Source organism: Saccharothrix sp. NRRL B-16314 (assembly GCF_000716595.1).
Classification (GTDB): Bacteria; Actinomycetota; Actinomycetes; order Mycobacteriales; family Pseudonocardiaceae; genus Actinosynnema.
The window spans coordinates 273,195-296,128 of record NZ_JNXC01000007.1 but is presented as its reverse complement, the minus strand read 5'-3'; the positions used below and the strand labels follow the sequence as shown (position 1 = coordinate 296,128).

Below are 22,934 nucleotides of genomic sequence, written 5' to 3'. Positions count from 1 at the left end.
GGGTGGGTGGTGGGATGCGGGGGTTCGGTACGCGCCTGAACCCCGGGAGTCCTCCGTGCTGCCGGACGTCAAGCGGGCGGCGTGGCCGGGGACCACACGCCGAACCACTGCTCGGCGCCGAACGCCTCGAACCTCTCCACCTCCGTGAACCCCAGCTTCACCGCGAGTCGCATGGAACGGTCGTTGGCGGTCTGGGTGCAGAGCGCCACCTGCCTGCCGGGTAGCGCGTCGGCGAACCAGCCGAGCGCCGCTGCGCACGCCTCGGCGGCGTACCCGTGTCCCCACGCCTCCGGCAGGAGCAGGTAGCCGAGCCACGCCTCCCCCGCGTCCGGGCGGGCGGGAGCAGGGCGCTCCGCGTCACGCCCGTCGAACGTGATCATGCCGATCGTCGCCCCGCCACGATCGATCACGAAGAAGCCGGGTCGCCGCCCCGGCACCTCGGGCATCGCGCGTTCGAGCTCATCACGCGATTGTGGGCCACCGATGTAGGTGCCCACCTCCGGCGAGGAGAACAGCTCGATGAGCGCCGCGCGGTCCCCGGCCTCGGACTCGCGGAGCACGAGCCGCTCGGTCCTGATCGGGACGGGTGGCCAGGCGACGAGTCCCAGCTCGGTCATGTCGGCAACTTAGCGCACCCCCGCGGGGCAGCAGCCTCGTCCAAGCCGAACCGGCGTCCCCCGAGTTCACCGCTCCGAACGAGGTGACTTTGTTCTGAGCGTGAACTCGGGGTACGCGAACGTAGGACATGGTGGTTCTGAAGGTACGACTCACGGGTTCTGAACGTAGGACTCACGCGGGGTCAGAGGTGGGGGTGTAGGGCTTCGGTCAGGTGTTTGTGGGTCAGGGTGGGGTGGTCGAAGACGGCGAAGTGGCCGCCGGCCAGGGTGTGCAGGGTGAAGTCCGCGGTGGTTTCGGCGGCCCAGGCCTGCTGGGCCGCGTGGGCGGCCCTGGGGTCGCCGGTGCTCGCCAGGACGGTCAGCGGGACGGGCAGGGGCGGCTCCTCGGTGTACGAGTACGTCTCCTTGACGCTGAAGTCGCCGCGCACCGCGGGCAGCACCATGTCCAGCATCGAACGGTCCGCCAGCAGCCACTCGGGGGTCCCGCCCAACGCCCGCAGCATCTCCACCAGCTCCCCGTCGGTCATGCCGCCCACCAGCGGCAGGTCGTCCGCCGAGTACCGGGGCGCCGCGCAGCCCGACACGATCAGGTGCACGGGCAGGGGTTCACCTCGCCGACGCAGCTCGCGCACCAGCTCGAACGCCACCAGCGCGCCGAGGCTGTGCCCGTAGACCGCGTACGGACCGGAAGTGGAGACCACGTCGGCGATCCCGGCCACCAGCGTCGGCATCCGGTCGTGCGGTGGCTCGCGGAACCTCGTCTCGCGCCCCGGTGGCTGCACCGGCCGCACGGACACGCCCGGCACCTCGCCCAGCCACCCCCGGAACGCCGACGCGCCACCACCCGCGTGCGGCAGGCAGTACAGGGGCAGGCCCGCCGACGCCGGGAACGGCAACCACGCCGTCACGCCACGACCTCCACCCGCACGTACGGCGGCGGGGGCTGCAACGTCGACAGGTCCGCCTCCAGCACCGCCAGCGAACCCGACCGGCTGATCTCGCGGAACCCGGCGAACGCGTAGGTGATCTGCATCATCCGGTTGCGGCCGGTCTCCACGAAGTCCGCCCGCACCGCGGCGCCGGCGTCACGGGCCAGGCCCATCACGTGGTTGAGCATGACCATCCCGACACCGCGGGACATCACCCGGCACGACATGAGCAGCATCCGGAGCTGCCACGCCTCCGCGCCCTTCTCCACCAGCGCCAGCCCGATCTTGCCGTAGCTGCCGAACCTGTCGGTCAGCGACGCCACCAGCAGCAGGTGGTCCGGCGACGACCGCAGCTCGTCCAGCTCCTCGTACGAGTACGTGCGCCCGGTGGAGTTGAGCTGGTTGGTGCGCACCGTCAGCTCCTCGGCGCGCTGGAGGTCCTCGCGCCGCGCCGGTTCGATGGTGAACGTCAGGTCCAGGCTCGCCAGGAACTCGTGGTTCGTCCCGACGAACTCCTTTTCCAGCTCGTCCCGCACGATCTGCCCCTGGTACATCCCGCGCCGCAACGCCGACTCGTCCGTGACGAACCGGGGCGTGAACTCCGGCCGCACCAGCGCCTCGTCCACGTCGAGCACGTCCACGCACGTCACCTCGGGCACGCCGTGCGCCACCTCCGCCCGCTCGAACTCCTGGTCGTCGACGAACGCGAACGCGTCGAGCCCGAGGTTGAGCGCCGTGGCGATCCGCCGGATCGACTCCGACTTGGCGTTCCAGTTCACCTGGGGGAAGAGGAAGTACTCCGCCAACCCGAAGGAGCGCAGCTTCTCGACTGCGGCGTCGTGGTCGTTCTTGCTGGCGATCGAGTGCAGCACGCCCATCTTGTCCAGGCGTTTGACGTGCTCGACCAAGTCCTGCCTCAGCACGACGTCGCCGTCCTCCAGCAGCACGCCGTCCCACAGCGTGTTGTCGAGGTCCCACACGATGCACTTGATGCGGCCCTGCTTGGGCTTCTCGGGTACCACGGCCCCGACCGTCGGCGCACTCATCTCGTCTCCCGGTATGCGTCGCCAGCGATGGTGATCCGCTGGACCTCGTTGCTGCCTTCGATGATCTCCATCACCTTGGCGTCGCGGTACAGGCGGGCCACGGGGTAGTCCGCGCCCATCCCGTTGGCGCCGTGCACCTGGACGGCCTCGGACGCGTGCCTGGCCGCCGCGGTGGACGCGAAGTACTTCGCCACCCACGTCGCCATCAACGTCGTCGGGTCGCCCGCGTCCTTGAGCCTGCCCGCCTCGGCGACGAGCAGGCGTCCCGCGCGCACGTCGGTGACCATGTCCGACAACTTCGCCTGGATCAGCGGGAAGTCGCGGATCTTCGTGCCGCCGACCGAACGGCGGGTCGTGTAGGCGGCGCAGGCGTCAAGGCACGCCTGGACGATGCCGACCGACCCGGCCGCCACGCTGTAGCGGCCGATGTCTAGCGTGCCCGTCAACACCATGCCCGCGGTGAACCCGCTGGGACCGAGGAGCGCGTCGGCCTCCAGGCGCACGCCCTCGAAGGCGACCTCCGCGATCATCGACCCCCTGGTGCCCATGATGTCGGTGATCGGCGTGACGCGGACCCCCGGCGTCGACCGGGGCACCAGGAACGCGCCGATGCTGGACCCGGTGCGGGCGAACACCAGGTAGACGTCCGCCCGCTGACCACCGGTGATCCACTTCTTGACGCCGTCGAGCACCCAACCGGAACCGGTCGGCACGGCGGTCGCGCCGATGCCCGCGGCGTCGCTGCCCGCGCCCGGTTCCGACAGGCAGAACGACCCGAGGGCCGCGCCGCGCGCGAGCAGCGGCGCCCACCGCTCGCGCTGCGCCGGGCTGCCCCAGCGGTTCAGCGTCCAGGACACCATGCTGTGCACGGTGAGGAGGCTGCGCACCGACGAGCAGCCGCGGCCGACCTCCTCGTGCACTTCGCCGAGCGTCACCATGTCCATGCCCGCGCCACCGACCTCGGGCGGCAGGAACGGCGCCCACAGCCCGGCGGCGGCCATCCGCTCGATCAGCTCCTCCGGCACGCGCGCGGCGCGCTCGAAGTCGTTGGCGTGCGGTGCGATGTGGGTGTCGACGAACGCACGGGCCGTCGCGCGGTCGTGGACCGCGTCGACGCCCGGTGCGGCGACAACCGGGGCCGCCATGCCTCAGACCCGCGCGACTTCGACCGTGGAGCACCGGGTGACCAGGGCGTCCATCGAGTCGACGGTGCGGAAGTTGTCCAGCTGCAACTCGTTGTTGGGGATGGTGATGCCGAAGTTCTTCTCCACGAACATCACCAGCTCCATCGCGAACAGGGAGTTGACGAAGCCCAGCTGGAAGATGTCCTGGGACGTGTCGAACTCGACGTCCGGGTAGCGGCCCTTGATGAAGGCCAGGATCCGGTTCTTGACGGTGTCGGACATCGTTGCTCCTTTGTCGGGTCGTGCGGGAAGGCCACGGAAAGGGAAAGGGAAGGGTGGCTACTTGGCGGCGGTGACGCGGTTGCCGCCCTGGTAGTCGTAGAAGCCGCGGCCGGTCTTGCGGCCGTGCAGCCCGGCGTCGGTCATCTGCTTGAGCAGCGGGCACGGCCGGTACTTGCTGTCGGCGTAGTGCTCGTACAGCACCTCGACGCTGTACAGGATGGTGTCGACGCCGATCAGGTCGGCGGTCTCCAGCGGGCCCATCGGGTGGCCGAAGCAGCTGCGGAACACCTCGTCCACCGATTCGGCGTCGGCCACGCCCTCGTGCACCAGGAACGCGGCCTCGTTCACGGTCAGCATCAGCACCCGGTTGGACACGAAACCGCTCGCGTCCTTGACGTCGATGGCCTTCTTGCCCATCGCGGTCAGCAGCGCCCTGGTCCGCTCGACGGTCTCCGGCGACGTGTGGAAGCCGGGGATCAGCTCGACGGCGGTCTTGGCCGGCACCGGGTTCATGAAGTGCACGCCGACCACGTTCGCCGGCCGCTTGGTGATCGACCCGACCTTGGTGATCGGGATCGCCGACGTGTTCACGATGAACACGGTGTCCGGCCCGCAGGCCTCGTCCAGCGCCGCGTACACCTCGCGCTTGACGTCCCAGTTCTCGGTCACGTTCTCGATCACGACGTCGGCCTTGGCGACGCTGTCCGCGCCGACGCCGGTGGTGATCCGGGACAGCACGTCGTCGGGGTCGAGCGCCGGTCCGCCGAGCAGCCTGCTCAGCCGGCAGTTGTTCCTGATGGTGGCGAGCGCGTCCGCCAGGATCGCCTCGCTCCGGTCGACGAGGACGACCTCGTGTCCGGTCTGCGCCAGGTTCTGGGCGACTCCCACACCCATGACACCCGCGCCGACCACGCCGATCACCGTCATGCCCACTCCGTTTCCTGTCCGCATAGTCCGCATCGGGTCGAGAACGTCACTTGCCGCGCCTGCGCGCGGCGGAGGCCGCCACGCCGGACCGGCGGAGCTGGGCGCGCAACTGGCCGCCCTGTTCCGCGGGCCCGTCGGTCGACCCGCCGCCCGCCGCCGCTTCGACCACCTTGGCCAGCGACGCGACCGTCGGCGCTTCGTAGAGGATGTGCGGCGGCAGCTCCGCCAAGCCGAACTCGCGGCGCAGCGAGGCCACGATGTTCACGCCCAGCAGCGAGTTGCCGCCCAGTTCGAAGAAGTTGTCCAGCACGCCGACCTGCGCCAGCCGCAGCGACTCGCACCAGACGGCCGCGATGGACTCCTCGGTCGCGCCCGACGGCTCCTGGAACAGGGTCACCAGCTCGGGCCTGGGGTGCCGGGCGCCGCCGCCCTCGGCCAGCGCCGACGACGTCACGGCCGCGAGCGTGAACTGCGAGCTGAACCGGACCATCGTGTCGAAGTCCTGGGTGGACACGACGACGCGCGGTTCACCCGTCGCCAGGGCGCGCAGCAGCGACCGCCAGCCCTCGGCGAAGCCGATGCCGATGCGGGCCCGGTTGACGACCAGGAACTCCTGGAGCGTGTCGGAGTAGCCCGAGAGGCCGTCCGACCAGGCGTTCCAGGTCCACTCGCCCCAGTCGACGGAGACGACGTTCCGGCCGCCGGCCGCGAGCTGCTGGGCGTAGGCGTCCAGGAACGCGTTCGCCGCGGTGTAGTCGACCTGGCCGGGGCCGCCGCCGGTGGCGGAGGTGATGGACGAGAACAGCACCCAGAAGTCCAGGTCGACCTCGTCGGGCTCGCCGATCCGCAGCGCCTCCGCGAGGGCGAGGGTGCCCGCCACCTTGGGCGCGAGCACCTGGTCCAGCTCGTGCGGCTGCTTGAACTGCATCAGGCCCATGCCGGGCACACCGGCGGCGTGCAGGACGCCGTTCAGCGCGCCGAAGCGCGCCAGGGCGGTGTCCACGGCCCTCCGGACGTCCGCCGGGTCGCTCACGTCGCCGGTGACGACCTCGACTTCCGCGCCCAGCTCCGCCAGGGCGGCGACCTGGGCGGCCCGCTGCCGGGTCTTCTCGTCCGGCGCGTCGGTGCCGGGCTCGGGCAGGCCGGTGCGGCCGAACAGCACGAGCTTCGCCTTGACCGCCTTGGCCAACTCCTCGGCCATCGCGAGACCGATGCCGCCGAGACCGCCGGTGATCAGGTACACGCCGCCGTCGCGCAGCACCGACGTGTCCACAGTGGACGGCATCGACTCGTAGCCGGGGACCCAGCGGCGTCCGTGCCGCAGCGCGACGATCCGGTCGTTCAGGGGTCGCCCGAGTTCGCCGACCAGGCCGGTGACGGCCCGACGGGTGGGTGACGCGTCCACGTCGATGAACCGGGCGGTGACGGTCGGGTACTCCAGCGGGATCACCAGGCTCGGGCCGACGAGCGTCGCGGCGTGCGGGTCGGCCACGTCACCGGGCAGCACCTGCTGGGTGCCCGCCCCGACGACGTCGAGCGACCAGTCCTCCACGCCGAGCTCCCCCGCCGCCCTGGCCAGCGCGACCAGGGTGTGCAGGCCGAGCCGAACGGCGGTGTCGCCCTGGTCGCCGAGCGTCCACAGGTGCACCACGCGGTCCAGCGGTGTTCCCGCCGCACGCAGGTCGCGCAGCAGCCGGAGCGAGTCGTCCACGTTGCCGGGCCGCAGCACGTGCCCGCCGTCCACGACCTCGTACGCCGCACCGGGTCGGACCTCGGTGACCGCCGCGCCGGTGCGCCGCAGTTCGGCCACCACGTCGTCCGCCACGCCCTCACGGGTGAACACCAGCCACGACGCGGGCTGCTCCCCCGCCGCCACCGCCGCGGTCTGCCGCCACACCGGCAGGTGCAGCCACTCCTCCTCCGGCAGCTTCGGCAGGTCGGCGAGCACGTCCAAGGTGGCCTCGGCGGGGCTCTGGCCGGCCGGTGTGACCGCGCCGCGCACCGGCGGCTCGATCCAGTAGTCCTGCCGCTGGAAGGCGTAGGTCGGCAACGGCACCCGGTTGGGCAGCGTCGCGGGGTCCACGCCCTCGGCGTCGGCGTGCCGCCGGTGGTACGTCGTCCAATCCACCCGGACGCCGGTGAGCCACAGCCGGGCGAGGCAGTCGGCCAGCGCCTCGTCGTCCGCACGCCGGTCGCCCGCCGGCGGCAGGGTGCTCAGGATCAGCGGCCAGCGCTCCGGCGGGCAGCCCGCGGTGCGGAGCATGGCGCCGAGCGACTGACCGGGGCCGATCTCGACGATCGTCACCTCCTCGTCGGCCAGCAGGGTGTCGACGCCGGTCGAGAACTGGACGGTCCGGCACATGTGCCGCGCCCAGTAGGCCGGGTTGGTCGCCTGCTCGACGGTCACCCTGGCGCCCGTGACGTTGGAGATGTACGGGATCGTCGGCGCGTTGAGCGTGACGTTCGCCTTGACCCACGCGGTCAGGTCATCGGCGATGCTTTCCAGCATCCGCGAGTGGAACGCGTGGGTGGTCTGCAACGCGCGGTTGGGCACTTCCGCCTTGCGCAGTTCGGCGACGAGGGCGTCCATCGCGTCCTGCGGCCCGGCCAGCACGGTCACCTCCGGCCCGTTGACCGCGGCGACGTCCAACCCGCGCTCGTCCAGCCGGTAGCGGCGCAGCCCTTCGACGGACAGCGACACCGCGACCATCGTCCCGCCGGGCAGGGCGTTGATCGCCTTGGCCCGGTGGGCGACCAGCTTCAGCGCGTCCTGCACCGACAGCACGCCCGCCAGGCAGGCCGCGACGTACTCGCCGAGGCTGTAGCCGAGCATCACGCGGGGCTTGAGGCCCCACGTCATCAGCGTGCGGGCCAGCGCGTACTCGACCGCGAACAGCGCGGGCTGCACGACTTCCGTGCGTTCCAGCGCCGACACCCTCGGGTCGGTGTCACCGGCGCTGCGGCCCAGCAGGGCGGCGAGGTCGTTGCCGCCGGCGCGTTCACCGGTCAGCAGGTCGGTCAGGTCGACGTCCGGCAGCTCCAGCTCCGCCAGGCACCGGTCGAGCTCGGCGCGGAACACGGGCTCTCGTTGGTACAGCTCGGCGACCATGCCCGGGTACTGCTCGCCGACACCGGTGAACAGGAACGCCACCTGCCGGTTCGTGGTGGTGTCGACCCGGCCGAGCACACCGGACCGGTCACCGCCCAGCGCCGCGGCGGCCTGCTCGACGCTGCTCGCGACCAGTGCGCGCCGGTGCTCGAACGTCTTGCGCCCCACCTGGAGCGTGTAGGCGACGTCCACCAGCCGGGTGTCCGGCTTCGACGCGAGGTGCTCGGCCAGCCGGGCGCCCGCCTGGTCCGCGGCCGTGACGTTGCGGGCCGAGATCGGCAGCACGTGGTGCCTTCGGGTGGTGCCGGGATCGGTGGGCCGCGGCGCCGGGCGTTGCGGCGCCTGTTCGACGACGACGTGCACGTTGGTGCCTCCCATGCCGAGGGAGTTGATGCCCGCGACGGGCGGCTTGCCGGCGTTGTCGCGCCACGGCGACAGCTCGGTGTTGACGTAGAACGGGCTGTTCTCGAAGTCGATCTGCGGGTTGGGCTCGGTGTAGTGCAGGCTCGGCGGGATCACGCCGTTCCAGAGCGCGAGAGAAGTCTTGATCAGGCCCGTGACGCCTGCCGCGCGGTCCAGGTGGCCGACGTTGGTCTTGGCCGAGCCGATGGGCACGAACTGCTTCGCGGCGGTCTCACCGAACGCTCGTGTCAGGGCCGCGACCTCGATCGGGTCGCCGAGTTCGGTCGCCGTGCCGTGCGCCTCGATGTAGCCGACGTCGTCACCGCTTGAGCACGACCACCGCCGCGCCGTCACCGAACATGCTGCCCGCGGCTTGGGCGTCGAACGTCCGCACGTGACCGTCCGGCGACTCCATGCCGCCGGGTGCGTACTCGTGGCCGATCTTGTCCGGCACCCGCACCGACACACCGCCGGCCAGCGCCATCTCGCAGTCGCCGTTGCGCAGCGCGCGGATCGCCATGTGCGTGGCGACCAGCGACGTCGAGCAGAACGTCTGCACGGCGACGCTGGGGCCGTACAGGTCGAGCAGGTAGGACACGGTGAGGGTGAGGGCGTCCTTGTCGTTGCCCATGATCACCTCGTAGGTGCTGAACTCACCGTCCGCGAGCTTCTCCGGCATCCGCATCAGGTACGTGCTGAGGTTCGCGCCGCCGTACACGCCGACCCGGCCGCGGTGCTCCGGCACGACGTAACCGGACTGCTCCAACGCCTCCCAGCACACTTCGAGGAACAGGCGTTGCTGCGGGTCGGTGATCGAGGCCGCGCGAGGGCTCATCCCGAAGAACGCGGCGTCGAACCCGGCGACGTTGTCCAGCACGGGCCGGGCGCGGACGTAGGACGGGTTCGCCAGCTCCTCCGGCGTCACGCCCGAGCCCAGCAGCTCCTCCTCCGAGAAGAAGCTGATCGTCTCGACGCCGCCGCGCAGGTTGCGCCAGAACGACTCCACGTCCGGTGCGCCGGGGAACCGGCCGGCCATGCCGACGATCGCGATCTTGTGGTCGTCGTCGGTGCCGACCTGCGGGCGCTCGGTCACCGTCACGGTGGCGGCGGCGCTGTCCGTCGCGCCCTCGTTGTCCAGGATGGCGGCGAGGCCTTGCACGGTCGGCGCCTCGAACAGGGTCACCGCGGCGATCGCGATGCCGAACCTCTTCTTGACCAGCGACAACATCTGGAGGCCGAGCAGCGAGTTGCCGCCCAGGTCGAAGAACGGGTCGTCCACGCCGACCGGCTCGACACCCACCAGGCGCGACCACAGCTCGGCCAACGCGCGTTCGGTCGGGGTCGACGGCGGTGTGTAGGGCTGCGGCAGGTCCGGGCGCGGGAACCTCGGGCCGGTGCTCAGCGCCTCCGAGACGGTCATCGTGCGCGGCAGGCGTTCCTCCAGCCCGCCCGCCGCGACGACCAGCCACGGCCGGGGCGCGGCCAGCAGCCGGTCGAACGCGGCCAAGGCCTCCTCGGCGGTCATCGAGTGCTTGCTCATGGCCGCGCCGACCTGGACGTGTCCCAGCGTCACGGTCCACGTGTCCCAGCTGGACGAGATCCAGCAGGTCGGCTGCTCACCAGCGCGGAAGCGGCTGTGGTTGCGGTAGCCGATCGCGGCGAGCGCGGCGTTGGCCGCGGCGTAGGCGGCGAACGTGATGCCGCCGAGGATCGAGGACGTCGAGGAGAACAGCAGGCAGAACTCCGGGGCCTGCGCCTCGGGCAGTTCGGCGAGCACGGTCTCCACCACCCGCGCGCCCGCCACCTTCGCGCCGAAGTGCAGGTCGAGCACTTCGTCGTCCACCTCGCGCAGCGCGCGGAACGTGCCGGGGTCGGTCACCGCGGCGGCGTGCACGACACCGTCGAGCCGACCGCCCGCGACCACGTCGGCCACCAACGCGCGCATGGCGTCCAGGTCGGTCACGTCGATCGCCGGTGTGAGGACTTCCGCGCCCAGTTCCCGGATGCGGGCCACGCCGTCGGTGCGCTGGTCGCCTTCCGCCGAGTGGTCGCCGGCAGCGGGCAGTCCGTTCCGGCTGGTCAGCACGAGCCGTGCGGCGCCGGCGCGGGCGAAGTGCTCGGCGAGCAGCAGTCCGAGGTCGCCCAGCCCACCGGTGATCAGGTAGGTGCCGCCGGTGCGGATCGCGAACTCGGCGGGCGCTTCGGGGTCGGGCTCCGCCGGGGCGTACCCGCGCACGTGCCGGACGCCGTCGCGGTAGGCCATGAGCACGTCGCCGACGTCCTCGGGCCGCCGCACCTCGGCCGCCAGTGCGCCGGCGGTGGCGGTCACGTCGGCGGAGGCGTCCACGTCGACCGTGCAGCAGTCCAGGTTGAGGTATTCGAGGTTCGCGACGAGCTGGAGCACCGCGGCGGCGGACTGGCCGGGCTCCGGGACGTCCCCGGCGGCGACGGCCTGACCCGTCTTGGTGGCGACGATGACCCGCGCGCTGCCGTTGCCGTCGCTGCCCCACGCGTCCAGGACGGCGGCGGTCGGCAGCACCACGTCCCGGCCGTCGGACACCGGGTGGTCCAGCAGCCTCAGGTCGACGACCGTCGTGGAGCCTGCGGCGTGCTCGCGCACCAGTTCCGCGTGCTCCTCGGTGGTGAACGCCTTGGCGGGCACCACGACCACGTCGACGCCATCGGTGCGCAGCAACCCGGCGAGCGCGTCGGCGACACCGGCGGTGTCGGAGTACAGGACGCACCGTGCGACCTCGGCCGGAGTGCCGGTGATCCGGGCGACCGTCCACTCCGGACGCATGACCTGCACGTGCGCGGTCGCCACCGGCTCGGCGGCCGGGGTGGCGGCGGGCAGCGCGGGCCGGGTGGAGGGCTCGATCCAGTAGCGCTGCCGCTGGAACGGGTAGGTGGGCAGCGGGATGCGGTTGCGCCTCCCGTCGTGGTGCGCGGTCCAGTCGAGGTCGACGCCGCCCAGCCACAACCGGGCGAGGCAGTCGGCCAGCGCCTCGTCGTCGGCCCGCCGGTCGGCCGCGTTGGGCAGGGTCGCCAGGATCAGCGGCCAGCGCGAGGGCGGGCAGTTCACGCCGCGGACCATCGTGCCGAGCGACTGGCCGGGACCGATCTCCACCACGGCCAGTTCGGGGTCGGCCAGCAGGGTGTCGACGCCGGTCGCGAACTGGACCGTTCGGCACATGTGCCGCGCCCAGTAGGCCGGGTTGGTGGCCTGCTCGGTGGTGACCCGCAGGCCGGTGACGTTGGAGATGTACGGGATCGTCGGCGCGTTGAGCGTGACGTTCGCCGCGACCCACGCGGTCAGCTCGTCACCGAGCGGCTCCAGCATCCGGGAGTGGAACGCGTGGGTGGTCCGCAGGGCGCGGAACGGGATGTCGGCGTCACGCAGCTCGGCGAGCAGCCCTTCCATCGCGTCACCCGGACCGGCGACCACCGTCACCTGGGGTCCGTTGACGGCGGCGATGTCGAGCCCGCGGTCGGCGAGCCCGTAACGCCCGAGGTCCCGTTCCGGCAGGGACACCGCGACCATCGAGCCCGCGTCGACCGTGTCGATCAGCCGGGCGCGGTGGGCGACCAGCTTGAGCGCGTCGTCGGGTGAGAGCACGCCGGCGACGCACGCCGCGACGTACTCGCCGAGGCTGTAGCCCATCATGAGCTGCGGCTTGAGGCCCCACGCCATCAACGTGCGGGCCAGCGCGTACTCGACCGCGAACAGCGCCGGCTGGACGACCCCGGTGCGTTCCAGGGCCGACGAACGGGGGTCGGAGGCGGCGTCGGCACGGCCCAGCATCGCCGCCAGGCCGTCGGTCGCCGCGCGGTCGCCGGTGAGCAGGTCGACCAGGTCGACGTCGGGCAGGTCCAACTTCGCCAGGCACGCGTCCAGCTCGGCGCGGAACACCGGCTCACGCCGGTACAGCTCGGCGACCATGCCGGGGTACTGCTCACCGACACCGGCGAACAGGAACGCCACCGGACGGCCCGTCGTGGTCTCGACCCGGCTCAGCAGGCCCGTCTTCGCACCGGTCAGCGCCTCGCACGCGGCCTCGGCGCGGTCGACGACCAGCACCCTGCGGTGCTCGAACGTCTTGCGCCCCACCTGGAGCGTGTACGCGACGTCCGCCAGCGGGGTGTCGGGGGCGGCGAGCAGGTGGTCACCCAGCCGTCCGGCTGCCTGGTCCGCCGCGGTGGCGTTGCGGGCGGACAGCGGCAGGACCTGGTACCGGCGGGCCGTGTCGGGGTTCTCGATGACGACGGGCTCGCGCACGGGAGCCTGCTCCACCACCAGGTGCACGTTGGTGCCGCCCATGCCGAGCGAGTTGATGCCCGCGATCGGAGGCTTGCCGGCGTTGTCCCGCCACGGTGACAGCTCGGTGTTGACGTAGAACGGGCTGTTCTCGAAGTCGATCTGGGGGTTCGGGGCGGTGTAGTGCAGGCTCGGCGGGATCACGCCGTTCCACAGGGCGAGCGACGTCTTGATCAGGCCCGTGACGCCCGCCGCGCGATCCAGGTGGCCGACGTTGGTCTTCACCGACCCGATCGGCACGAACTGCTTCGACGACGTCTCACCGAACGCCCGCGTCAACGCCGCGACCTCGATCGGGTCACCCAGTTCGGTCGCCGTGCCGTGCGCCTCGATGTAGCCGACCTCGTCACCGGTGATCCCGGCGCCGCTTGAGCACGACCACCGCCGCGCCGTCACCGAACATGCTGCCCGCGGCTTGGGCGTCGAACGTCCGCACGTGACCGTCCGGCGACTCCATGCCGCCCGGCATGTACTCGTGGCCGATCTTGTCCGGCACCCGGATCGAGACGCCGCCCGCGAGGGCCATCTCGCACTCGCCGTTGCGCAGCGCCTGGATGGCCAGGTGGGTCGCGACCAGGGAGGTGGAGCAGAACGTCTGCACGGCGACGCTGGGGCCGTACAGGTCGAGCAGGTAGGACACGGTGGTGGTCAGGGCGTCCTTGTCGTTGCCCATGATCACTTCGTAGATGCTGAACTCGCCGTTGGACAGCTGCTCGGGGTTGCGCAGCAGGTAGGTGCTGATGTTCGAGCCGCCGTAGACGCCGACCCGGCCGCGCGCGCCGGGCACCGCGTACCCGGCCTCCTCCAACGCCTCCCAGCAGACCTCCAGGAACATCCGCTGCTGCGGGTCGGTGATCGCGGCCATCCGGGGGTTCATGCCGAAGAACGCCGCGTCGAAGTCGCCCACGTTGTCCAGCACCGGGCGGGCCCGCACGTAGGACGGGTCGGCGATCTCCTCCGGCGTCACGCCCGACGCCCGCAGCTCCTCCTCGGTGAAGAAGCTGATCGTCTCCACGCCGTTCTTGATGTTGTCCCAGAACGCGCGCACGTCCGGCGCTCCGGGGAACCGGCCCGCCATGCCGACGACCGCGATCCGCCGGTCGTCGCCGGACTCCTCGCGAGGCCGGGTGACGACGGGTCGGGGCGCGGGGGCCGAAGCGCCCTGCTGGTCGAGGACGGCGGCCAGGGTGCCCACCGTCGGCGCCTCGAACAGGGTCACCGCGGGCACCGCGACGCCGAACCGCTTCTTGACCAGCGCCAGCATCTGGAGCGCGACCAGCGAGTTGCCGCCGAGGTCGAAGAACGCGTCCCGGATGCCGACCGGCTCGACGCCCAGCACGTCGGACCACAGCTCGGCCAACGTCCGCTCGGTCGCGGTCAGCGGGGGCGCGTACGGCTGCGGCAGGTCGGGGCGGGCGAAGCGCTCTCCCCCGCCGACCGGCATGTCGAGCATCGACGCCGCGCGGGGCAGGCGGTCGGCCAGGCCACCGGCCGCGACCACCGTCGCCGGGCGTCCGTCGGCCAGCAGCCGGTCGAACGCGGCCAGGCCCTCCGCGGTGCTCATGGAGTGCTTGACCATCGCCGCGCCGACGCCGCCCTGGATGCGTTCCAGGGTCATCGCCCAGGTGTCCCAACTCGCCGCGATCCACCGCTCGTTGCGGTGAGCGAGGGCGGTCAGCGCGGCGTTGGCCGCCGCGTAGCTGCCGAACGTGATGCCGCCCAGGATCGAGGACGTCGAGGAGAACACGACGCAGAACGCCGGCGCCCGCTCCGGCGGCAGTTCGCCGAAGACCCGGGCCAGCACGTTCGCGCCGGCGACCTTGGCGCCGAAGTGCCGGTCCACCGCCTCGTCGTCCACGTCGCGCAGCGCGCGGAACGTCTCCGGGCCGGTCACGGCGGCGGCGTGCACCACGCCGTCCAGCGGGCCGTCCGCCAGCACGTCGGCCACCAGCGCGCGCATGGCGTCGACGTCGGTGACGTCCACCGCCGGGGTGAGCACGTCCACGCCCAGGGCGCGCAGGCGTGCCACGCCGTCGCTGCGCCGGTCGCCGGTGCCGGCCGGGATGCCGCTCCGGCTGGTCAGCACGAGACGGGTGGCGCCGGCCGTTGCCAGGTGCTCGGCCAGCACCAGGCCGACGTCGCCCAGACCGCCGGTGATCAGGTACGTGCCGCCGCGGCGGACCGCGAAACCGCTGTCGGACGGTTCGGCGGGCGCGTAGCCCCGGACGTGGCGGCGGCCGTCGCGGTAGGCCGCGAGCACGTCGTCGGCCGGCTGCCGCACCTCGGCGGCGAGCGCGAGGGCCGACGTACCGGCGTCCGCGCGCACGTCCAGGTCGACGGTGCGGCATTCGAGGTTCAGGTACTCCTGGTTCGCCACCACCGGTAGGCCGGCCGCGGCGGCGTGCGCGGGTAACGGGGATTCGCCGTCGAGCACCGCCTGTCCGCCTCGGGTGACGAGGACGACGCGGGCGTTGCCGCCCTGTGTGCCCCACGCGTCGAGCATCGCGGCGATCGGGCGCACCACGCCCCGACCATCCACATCGGACTCCGGGTGGTCGAGCAGGCGGAGGTCCACCAGCGTGGTCGCGACCTGGTCGGCTTCGGCCAGGCTGTGCCCGTCCCGGAGGACCAGCACGTCGGTGCCGTCACCGCGCAGCACGTCGGCCAGCGCGTCGGCGACACCCGTCGTGTCGGCGAGCAGCACGCACCGCTCCGGCGTAGCGCTACCGCTCAGCTCCCGCGCGGTCCACGTCTGGCTCATGAGCTGGACGTGCTCGACGTCGGCGTCGAGCGCCAACCCCGTCGGGGCGACGGCCGAGATGACGGCCTGGGTCGCGGGCGGGTCGATCCAGTACCGCTGCCGTTCGAACGGGTAGGTGGGCAGCGAGACCTTGGCGACGGGCCGGTCCCGCTGGTAGCCCGCCCAGTCGACGTCGACACCGGCCAGCCACAGCCGGCCGACCGCCTCGGCCACGACCTGGCTGCCCGGACGCGGGTCGGCGGACGCGGGCAGCGCCGCCACGACGTGCGCCCAGCGGTCCGGCGGGCAGTCGCGGTGGGCGCGGGCCATCGTGCCGAGCGACGGGCCGGGCCCGATCTCCAGCAGCGCCAGGTCGCCCTGCGCGAGGACCGTGGCCAGCACGGCGTCGAACCGGACGGGGGCGCACATGTGCTCGGCCCAGTAGGCGGGATCGGTGACCTGCTCGGCGGTGGCGAGTTCGCCGGTCACGTTGGAGACGTACGGGACCTCCGGCGCGTTGAGCGTGACGTTCAACGCGACCCAGGCGGTCAGTTCGGCGCGGATCGGCTCCAGCATCCGGGAGTGGAAGGCGTGCGTGGTGGCCAGGGGGCGGGACGGCACCGACTCGTCGGCCAGGAAGTCGCGGAACGCGCGCATCCCGTCCGGCTCACCGGCGACGACCGTCAGCTCCGGCCCGTTGACCGCGGCGACGTCCACCGTCGTGACGGCGGCACGCTCCAGCCGTGCGCGGACCTCGTCGGCGGACAGCGGGATCGCCGCCATCTCGCCCGCCGGCAGGTCGTTGATCAGTTGCGCCCGGTGGGCGACGAGGGCGAGCGCGTCGTCCAGGGACAGCACGCCGGCCAGGCAGGCGGCGACGTACTCGCCGACGCTGTAGCCCGCGAGCAGCTTCGGCCGCACACCCCACGCCTCGAAGAGCCGCGCCAGCGCGTACTCCACCGCGAACACCGCCGGCTGCAACCGGTCCGTGGACTCGGCGGACGCGGCGTCCGCACGACCCAGCAACGCACCGAGGCCACCGTCGGCCCCGCGGACCCCGAGCATGTCCTCCAGCGGGTCGACGCCCATGTGCCTGGTCAGCACCGCGCGGCACTCCTCCAGCGCGGCGCAGAACACCGGCTCGGTCTCGCACAGGTCGGTCGCCATGCCCCGGTACTGCTCGCCGGTGCCCGCGAAGAGCAGGGCCACTTCACGTTCGGCGGTGCCCTTGCCGCCGAGAGCCCGACCGTCGCGCAGTCCGGTGATCGCGTCGGCCGCCGTGCCGGCGACCAGGACCCGCCGGTGCTCGAAAGCCTGCCGCCCGGTCTGCAACGTGTGCGCCACGTCCGACAGCCGGTCGTCCCCCGTCTCCAGGCGGTCGGCCAACCGCGTGGTCATCGCGTCCGCGGCGGCGTCGGACCGGGCCGACCACACCAGCAGCTCCGGCCGCGGCGCCGCTTCCGGCCGCTCGACCAGGGGCGCTTCCTCGATCACCACGTGCGCGTTGGTGCCGCCGATGCCGAACGCGCTCACGCCCGCGCGGCGGACCCGCTCGGCTTCCCGAGGCCACGGCGTCAGGTCCGTGACCACCTCCAGCCGGGCGTCACCCGCGCCGAGCTGGCGGTTCGGCTCGGTGAGGTTGCGGGTGGGCGGGATCTCCTCGTTGCGCAGCGCGAGCGCGGCCTTGATCAGGTTCGTGACGCCGGCCGCCCGGTCGAGGTGGCCGACGTTGGTCTTCACCGAGCCGATCCGCAGCGACCCGCCGCGGAACACCTGCTGCATCGCGGCGAGCTCGGCCGCGTCACCCAGCGCGGTGCCGGTGCCGTGCGCCTCCACGTAGTCGATGTCGGCCGGGTCGAGACCCGCGCTGGCCAGCGCCTCGGCGATCACGGCGGCCTGGCCGCGCACGCCCGGCGCGGTGAAGCCGACCTTCCGGCCGCCGTCGTTGTTGACCGCCCAGCCGCGGATCACCGCGTAGATCCGGTCGCCGTCGGCCAGCGCGTCGGACAGCCTGCGCAGCGCGACCACGCCGACGCCGCTGCTCAGCGGGCTGCCCAGGCCGGCCGCGTCGAACGCGCGGGTCTCGGCGTCCGGCGGCGCGATGCCGCCCTGCTGGTAGAGGTAGCCGACGCGGTGCGGCACGGCGATGTTCACGCCACCCGCCAGCATGACGTCGGCCTCGAAGTTGGCCAGCACGCCCGCGGCGGCGGCGACCGCGACCAGCGACGTCGAGCAGTAGCTCTGCACGGCGTAGCTGGGGCCGGTCAGCCCGAGGGTGTGCGCGACGCGCGTGGTCAGCGAGTCCTTGTCGTTGGCCAGGCCCACCGCCATCTCGCCCATCGACGCGGCGACACCGCTGGGCGACAGGTTGTTCTGGAGGTAGGAACTCCACGCGCTGCCCGCGATCACGCCGATCGCGCCGTCGAACCTCGTCGGGTCGACCGCCGCGTCCTCCAGCGCCTCCCAGCTGTGCTCCATGAAGAGCCGGTGCTGCGGGTCGAGGATCTGCGCTTCCTTCGGGGTGACGCCGAAGAAACCCGCGTCGAACAGCTCGATGCCGTCGAGCACACCGCCGGCCTTCACGTAACCGGGGTCGTCCAGCAGTTCCGCCGGAACCCCGGCGGCCTTCAGCTCCTCGTCGGTGAAGCGGGTGATGCCCGACGCGCCACCGCGGATGGTGCGCCACAGCCCGGCGACGTCGGCCGCGCCGGGGAACCGCCCCGACATGCCGACGATCGCGATGTCGGTGCCCGGGACGGCGTCCGGCCCGAAGTCCGTGCTGTCGTCGTGGTCGCTCACGTCAGTCCTCATTTCCGCCTGTCCGAACGGGCGCGGCGCCGCCGCTGCCCGCGAGCCGAGCTCGTGGTGAGCAAGTCCTCGGAGGCGCGTTCACGCCCGTCCGAGCGGTCCAGTGCCGCGGCGAACGCGGCTACCGTGGGGTGTTCGAACAGCACCGCGGGCGCGATGGTGGAGTCCAGCTCCTTCTCGACCGCCCGCACCATCGCCATGCCGACCAGCGAGTTGCCGCCGAGGTCGAAGAACGGGTCGTGCACGCCGACGCGGTCGATGCCCAGGTACGACTGCCACACCTCGGCGATCGTGGTCTCCAGGGGCGAGCGCGGCGGGACGAACTCGGTGCGCAGCAACGGCCTGGGGAACCGCTCGGCGGCCGGTGCGACCGCGCTGGCGTCCACGAGCGCGTCGATGTCGACCATCGCCGTCCACTCGCGCAGTGCTTCGGCCATGTCCTGGCGGACCGCGACGACACGTCCCTGGCCGCCGCGCACGATCCGGTCGAGCAGGGCGTTGCCGGTCTCGTCGTCGAAGCCGTGGCGTCGCCGGTAGTCGGCCGCGCGTTCGGCCATGGCGCTGGCCGCGCCGCCCGTCTGCCAGGCGTCGTGCAGCCACGGTCCCCAGGCGACGGTGACGACCTCGGTCGAGGGCGCGGTGGCCGCCAGGGCCGCGCCGTAGGCGTCGAGGACGGTGTTGGCGGCGCAGTAGTCGGCCTCGCCGATGCCGCCGAACGCCGTCACCGCGGACGAGTACAGGACCAGCAGCTCGGGGCGTTCGTCGGCCGGCGTGCCGGGTCCGACCAGCTCGGCGAGCGGGCCGAGGGCGAGGACCTTCGGTGCCAGCACGGCGTTCGCGCCCTCGGTGGTCTGCCGCTGCACCATGCCGCTCGCGGGCAGGCCGGCGACGTGCACCACGCCGGTCAGCGCGCCGAAGTGCGCGCGGCAGCGGCGCAGGGCTTCGCGCAGGCGGTCGGGCACGCCGACGTCCGCGGCCAGCAGCAGGACTTCCGCGCCGGCGGCCTCCAGCTCGGCGACGTCGGCGGTGCCGGAGCGGCCCACCAGCGCCAGCTTGCGGACGCCGGCGGCGACGAGGTGCCGGGCCAGCCCCAGCCCGAGACCACGGGTGCCGCCGGTGATCAGGTAGACGCCGTCGGCCCGCCACGCCGGTCCACCCGAGTCCACTGTGGACGTTTCAGCCCAGTCCTGCACCCAGCGACGACCGCGCCGCCAGCCGGTCACGACGCCGTGGTGGTCCGGCTCTTCGAGCAGTTCGCGGGCCAGGTGTGCCGCTCCACCGGCGGTGTCGAGGTCCACGCCGCTCCAGGTGAAGCCCGCGTACTCGTGCTGGACCACCCGGCCGAGGCCGTGCACGGCGGCTTGGAACGGCGCGGGCGCGTCGGCACCCAGGACCTCCACCGCGCCCCGGCTGACCGTCAGCAGCCGCACGGCGGGCAGGTCGCCGAACGCCTGGACGGTGTGCAGGAGGGTGTCGTAGCCGTGGCGGATCGAGGCTCGCAGCTCGTCGTCGCTCGCGTAGACCGGCCGGGCCGAACCGCTGAGGCCGCTCCACAGGTGGACGACGTGCACCGGTCCTTCGCCCACCGCCGCGCGGACCTCGCGGTAGTGCTCCGGCACAGCGGGGTCGATGACGATCCGGGCGCCGTCACGGCGCAGTTCCGCGCCCGGCACCACTTCGACCACCGGCGTTCCGGTCGCGGCGACCAGCGCGGCCAGTTCGGCGCCGGTGCCGTCCGGGTCGGTGAAGACGACCAAGGTGCCCGGCAGGGCCACCGAGGCGGGCGGTGCGGTCAGCTCCTGCCGCCACACCGGCGCGTAGACCAGCTCGGCCGCCTGGGACGCCTTGGTCCGGCGTTCGGTCGGCGTCGCGGTCTGCTCGGGCCAGAACTTCCGACGTTGGAACGGGTAGGTGGGCAGGCCGACCACCCGGCCGGGGCGCGCACCTGCCGTCCAGTCGACCGGCACGCCCAGTTCCCACAGCCGCGCCGTGGTGTGCCGGAACTCGCCTTCTCCGGCCGTCCACCGGGTGGGCAGTGTGCCGAGCACGGCCGGTGCGCCGGTGGCGTTCTGGCGCACCAGACCGCCGAGCGTCTGGCCCGCGCCCAGTTCGAGGAACACGTCGACGTCCAGTGACAGGCAGTGGCGCACGCCGTCGGCGAACCGGACCGGGCTGACCAGGTGGTCGGCCCAGTAGCGGGCGCTGGTGGCCTCTTCGACCGTCAGGGCTACGCCGGTGCGGTTGGAGATGATCGTGGTCGTGGGCGGGTTGCGCGCCACGGACTCCAGCAGTGCGGCCAGCTTCTCCCGCACCGGCTCCAGCAGCGAGGAGTGGAACGCGTGGGCGGTGCGCATCGGCCGGCACGCGACACCGTCCTCGGTCAGCCGGCCGACCACGGCTTCGACGGCGTCACCGGGTCCGCTGAGCACCGTCATCGACGGCCCGTTGAGCGCCGCCACGTCCACGTCCGCCCCGGTGGCCGCGATCGCGGCACGCGCGGTGGTCTCGTCGGCGGCCACGGCGACCATCCGGCCGGCCGGTGTCGACGCGATCAGGCGGGCGCGCTCGACGACGACCGTCAGCGCGTCCTCCAGGGTGAACACGCCGGCCAGGCAGCCGGCGACGTACTCGCCGAGGCTGTAGCCGATCAGCGCGTCGGGCGTGACGCCCCGGTGTGCGAGGAGCGTCGCCAGGGCGTACTCGACGGTGAACAGGAACGGGTGGGCGATCTCGGCTCGGTGCAGCGGACCGTCCTCGGCCGGGCTGTCGGCGCGACCCAGGAGCGCGGCCAGGTCGGTGGGTTCGTCGTCACCGAAGAGGAGGGGACGCAGGTCGACGCCGTGTGCTTCGACCAGCGCGACGCAGCGGTCCACGGCTTCGGCGAACACCGGTTCGGTGCGGTGCAGCTCCCGGCCCAGGCCCGCGTGCTGGTCGCCGGTGCCCTGGAGCAGGAACGCCACCCTGGGGCGGGACTTCGCGCGGACCGCCTCGCCCGTGGCGGCCAGCGCCGTGAGTCGGCGGACCGCGTCGTCCACGTCCGTGACGACCAGGGCGCGGCGGTGGTCCAGCTCGGCGCGGCCGGTGCGCAGGGTGTGGGCGACGTCCGCCAGGTCCGTGCGGCCGTCCAGCCAGTCCGCGAGGTTCGCCGCGTGGGCCTGCAACGCCGGAACGCTCGCCGCCGACAACGGCAGCACGTGCGTGGTCGCCGCGGGGTCGGCCTCGGCTTCGGAGAGCTCGGTTCCGGAGGGCTTGGGGGCTGCCTCCAGCACCAGGTGCGTGTTCGTGCCCGACCAGCCGAACGAGCTGACGCCCGCGATGGCCCGCCGATCCACCGGCAACGTCGTCGCGGCGGTCGCCGGCCGGATCGTGCCGTCAGCGGGGATGGCGCCGGTCGGGTCCGCCATGTTCAGGTTCGGCGGCACCAGGCCGTGCTCCAGCACCAGCACGGTCTTGATCAGCCCGGCGACACCGGCCGCCGCCTGGGTGTGGCCGATGTTCGTCTTCACCGCGCCGACGTGCAGCGGGTGCCCGGGGTCGCGCGAGCCGAAGACGTCGTGCAGCGCGGACAGCTCGATGGCGTCACCGAGCGGTGTGCCCGAACCGTGCGCCTCGACGTAGTCCACCTCGTCCGGCCCGATCCGGGCGGCGGCCTGCGCCCGGCGGATCACGTCCACCTGTGCGCCGCGGCTGGGCGCAGTGAGGCCGTTGCTGCGGCCGTCCTGGTTCACCGCCGAGCCGCGCAGCACCGCCCTGATGCGGCGGCCGTTGCGGATCGCGGACGACAGCCGTTCCAGCAGGACCAGCCCGCCGCCCTCGCCCATCACGTAGCCGTCCGCGGCGCGGTCGAAGGTCTTGCACGTGCCGTCGGCCGACAGCATCGAGGTGGCGCACGCCTGCACGTAGGTGTCCGGGTGGATCACCAGGAACGCTCCGGCCGCCACGGCCAGGTCGCACTCGCCGCGCCGCAGCGCCTCCGCCGCCAGGTGGACGCCGACCAGCGAGGACGAGCAGGCGGTGTCCAGGGTCGCGGTGGGTCCGCGCAGGTCGAACTGGTAGGCGAGCCGACCCGCGACGACGCTGGCGGACACCCCTTGCCCGAAGTAGGGATCGGCGACGACACCCGGTCCGGTCCGCTCGGTCTCCAGCCGGCCGTACTGGACGGTGTCCATGAAGCCGACCATGACGGCGGTCCGGCTGCCCGCGAGCCGCGCCGGCGACGTGCCCGCGTTCTCCATGCCCTCCCACAGCAGCTCCATCAGCAGCCGCTGCTGCGGGTCCATCCGCAGCGCTTCCTGGGGCGACACGCCGAAGAACTCCGCGTCCCACCCGGCGATGTCGGGCAGGAGGCCACCGTGCCGCGTGTACACGCCGCCGACGGTGCGGCGGTCCGGGTCGTAGTAGTCGTCGATCGACCACCGCGCGGGCGGCACCTCCACCACCCCGCTGCGGCCGTCGCGCAGCAGGTCCCAGAAGCCCTCGACCGTGTCACCGCCACCGGGGTAGCGGCAGGCCATGCCGATGACGGCGATCGGCTCGTGCCTGCTCTCCTCCGCCTCCGCCAGGCGCTTGCGCGCCTCGCTGAGGTCGACCGTGACGCGCTTGAGGTACTCGCGCAGTTTGTCCTCGGTGGCCATG

10 protein-coding genes are annotated in these 22,934 nt (G+C 72.7%); all 10 read right to left on the bottom strand.

The features are described 5' to 3' along the window. Window positions 1–68: 68 nt before the first annotated feature. The gene (locus OQ02_RS14715; protein ID WP_033438934.1) at window positions 69–617 is read right to left on the bottom strand and encodes a GNAT family N-acetyltransferase; all 549 of its coding nucleotides are present in this window, start codon (window positions 615–617) and stop codon (window positions 69–71) included. A 182-nt stretch (window positions 618–799) separates the two neighbouring features. Next, window positions 800–1,525 (bottom strand): thioesterase II family protein, encoded by a 726-nt coding sequence (locus OQ02_RS14710; RefSeq protein WP_033438933.1) that lies wholly within the window; start codon window positions 1,523–1,525, stop codon window positions 800–802. Further along, window positions 1,522–2,592 carry an HAD-IIIC family phosphatase gene (locus OQ02_RS14705; protein ID WP_033438932.1) on the bottom strand — a complete coding sequence of 357 codons (1,071 nt, stop codon included), beginning with the start codon at window positions 2,590–2,592 and terminating at the stop codon, window positions 1,522–1,524. The genes OQ02_RS14710 and OQ02_RS14705 overlap by 4 nt, the downstream gene beginning before the upstream one ends. After that, complete coding sequence (locus OQ02_RS14700) at window positions 2,589–3,737, bottom strand: acyl-CoA dehydrogenase family protein (protein WP_033438931.1); 1,149 nt, start codon at window positions 3,735–3,737, stop codon at window positions 2,589–2,591. The genes OQ02_RS14705 and OQ02_RS14700 overlap by 4 nt, the downstream gene beginning before the upstream one ends. 3 nt (window positions 3,738–3,740) lie before the next feature. After that, window positions 3,741–3,998 carry an acyl carrier protein gene (locus OQ02_RS14695; RefSeq protein WP_033438930.1) on the bottom strand — a complete coding sequence of 86 codons (258 nt, stop codon included), beginning with the start codon at window positions 3,996–3,998 and terminating at the stop codon, window positions 3,741–3,743. 57 nt (window positions 3,999–4,055) lie between these two features. Then, entirely contained in the window at window positions 4,056–4,925 is an 870-nt protein-coding gene (locus tag OQ02_RS14690) for a 3-hydroxyacyl-CoA dehydrogenase family protein (RefSeq protein ID WP_033439040.1), read from the bottom strand. Between the two features lie 46 nt (window positions 4,926–4,971). Further along, window positions 4,972–8,790: a type I polyketide synthase gene (locus OQ02_RS40920; RefSeq protein ID WP_051772305.1), complete on the bottom strand. Its 3,819-nt coding sequence runs from the start codon at window positions 8,788–8,790 to the stop codon at window positions 4,972–4,974. Next, window positions 8,756–13,147, bottom strand: a complete 4,392-nt coding sequence (locus OQ02_RS40915; RefSeq protein ID WP_051772304.1) for a type I polyketide synthase — start codon at window positions 13,145–13,147, stop codon at window positions 8,756–8,758. The genes OQ02_RS40920 and OQ02_RS40915 overlap by 35 nt, the downstream gene beginning before the upstream one ends. Then, the gene (locus tag OQ02_RS40910) at window positions 13,098–18,290 is read right to left on the bottom strand and encodes a type I polyketide synthase (RefSeq protein WP_051772303.1); all 5,193 of its coding nucleotides are present in this window, start codon (window positions 18,288–18,290) and stop codon (window positions 13,098–13,100) included. The genes OQ02_RS40915 and OQ02_RS40910 overlap by 50 nt, the downstream gene beginning before the upstream one ends. Window positions 18,291–18,298: 8 nt before the next feature. Continuing rightward, entirely contained in the window at window positions 18,299–22,933 is a 4,635-nt protein-coding gene (locus OQ02_RS14670) for a type I polyketide synthase (protein ID WP_033438929.1), read from the bottom strand. Window position 22,934: the final 1 nt, after the last annotated feature.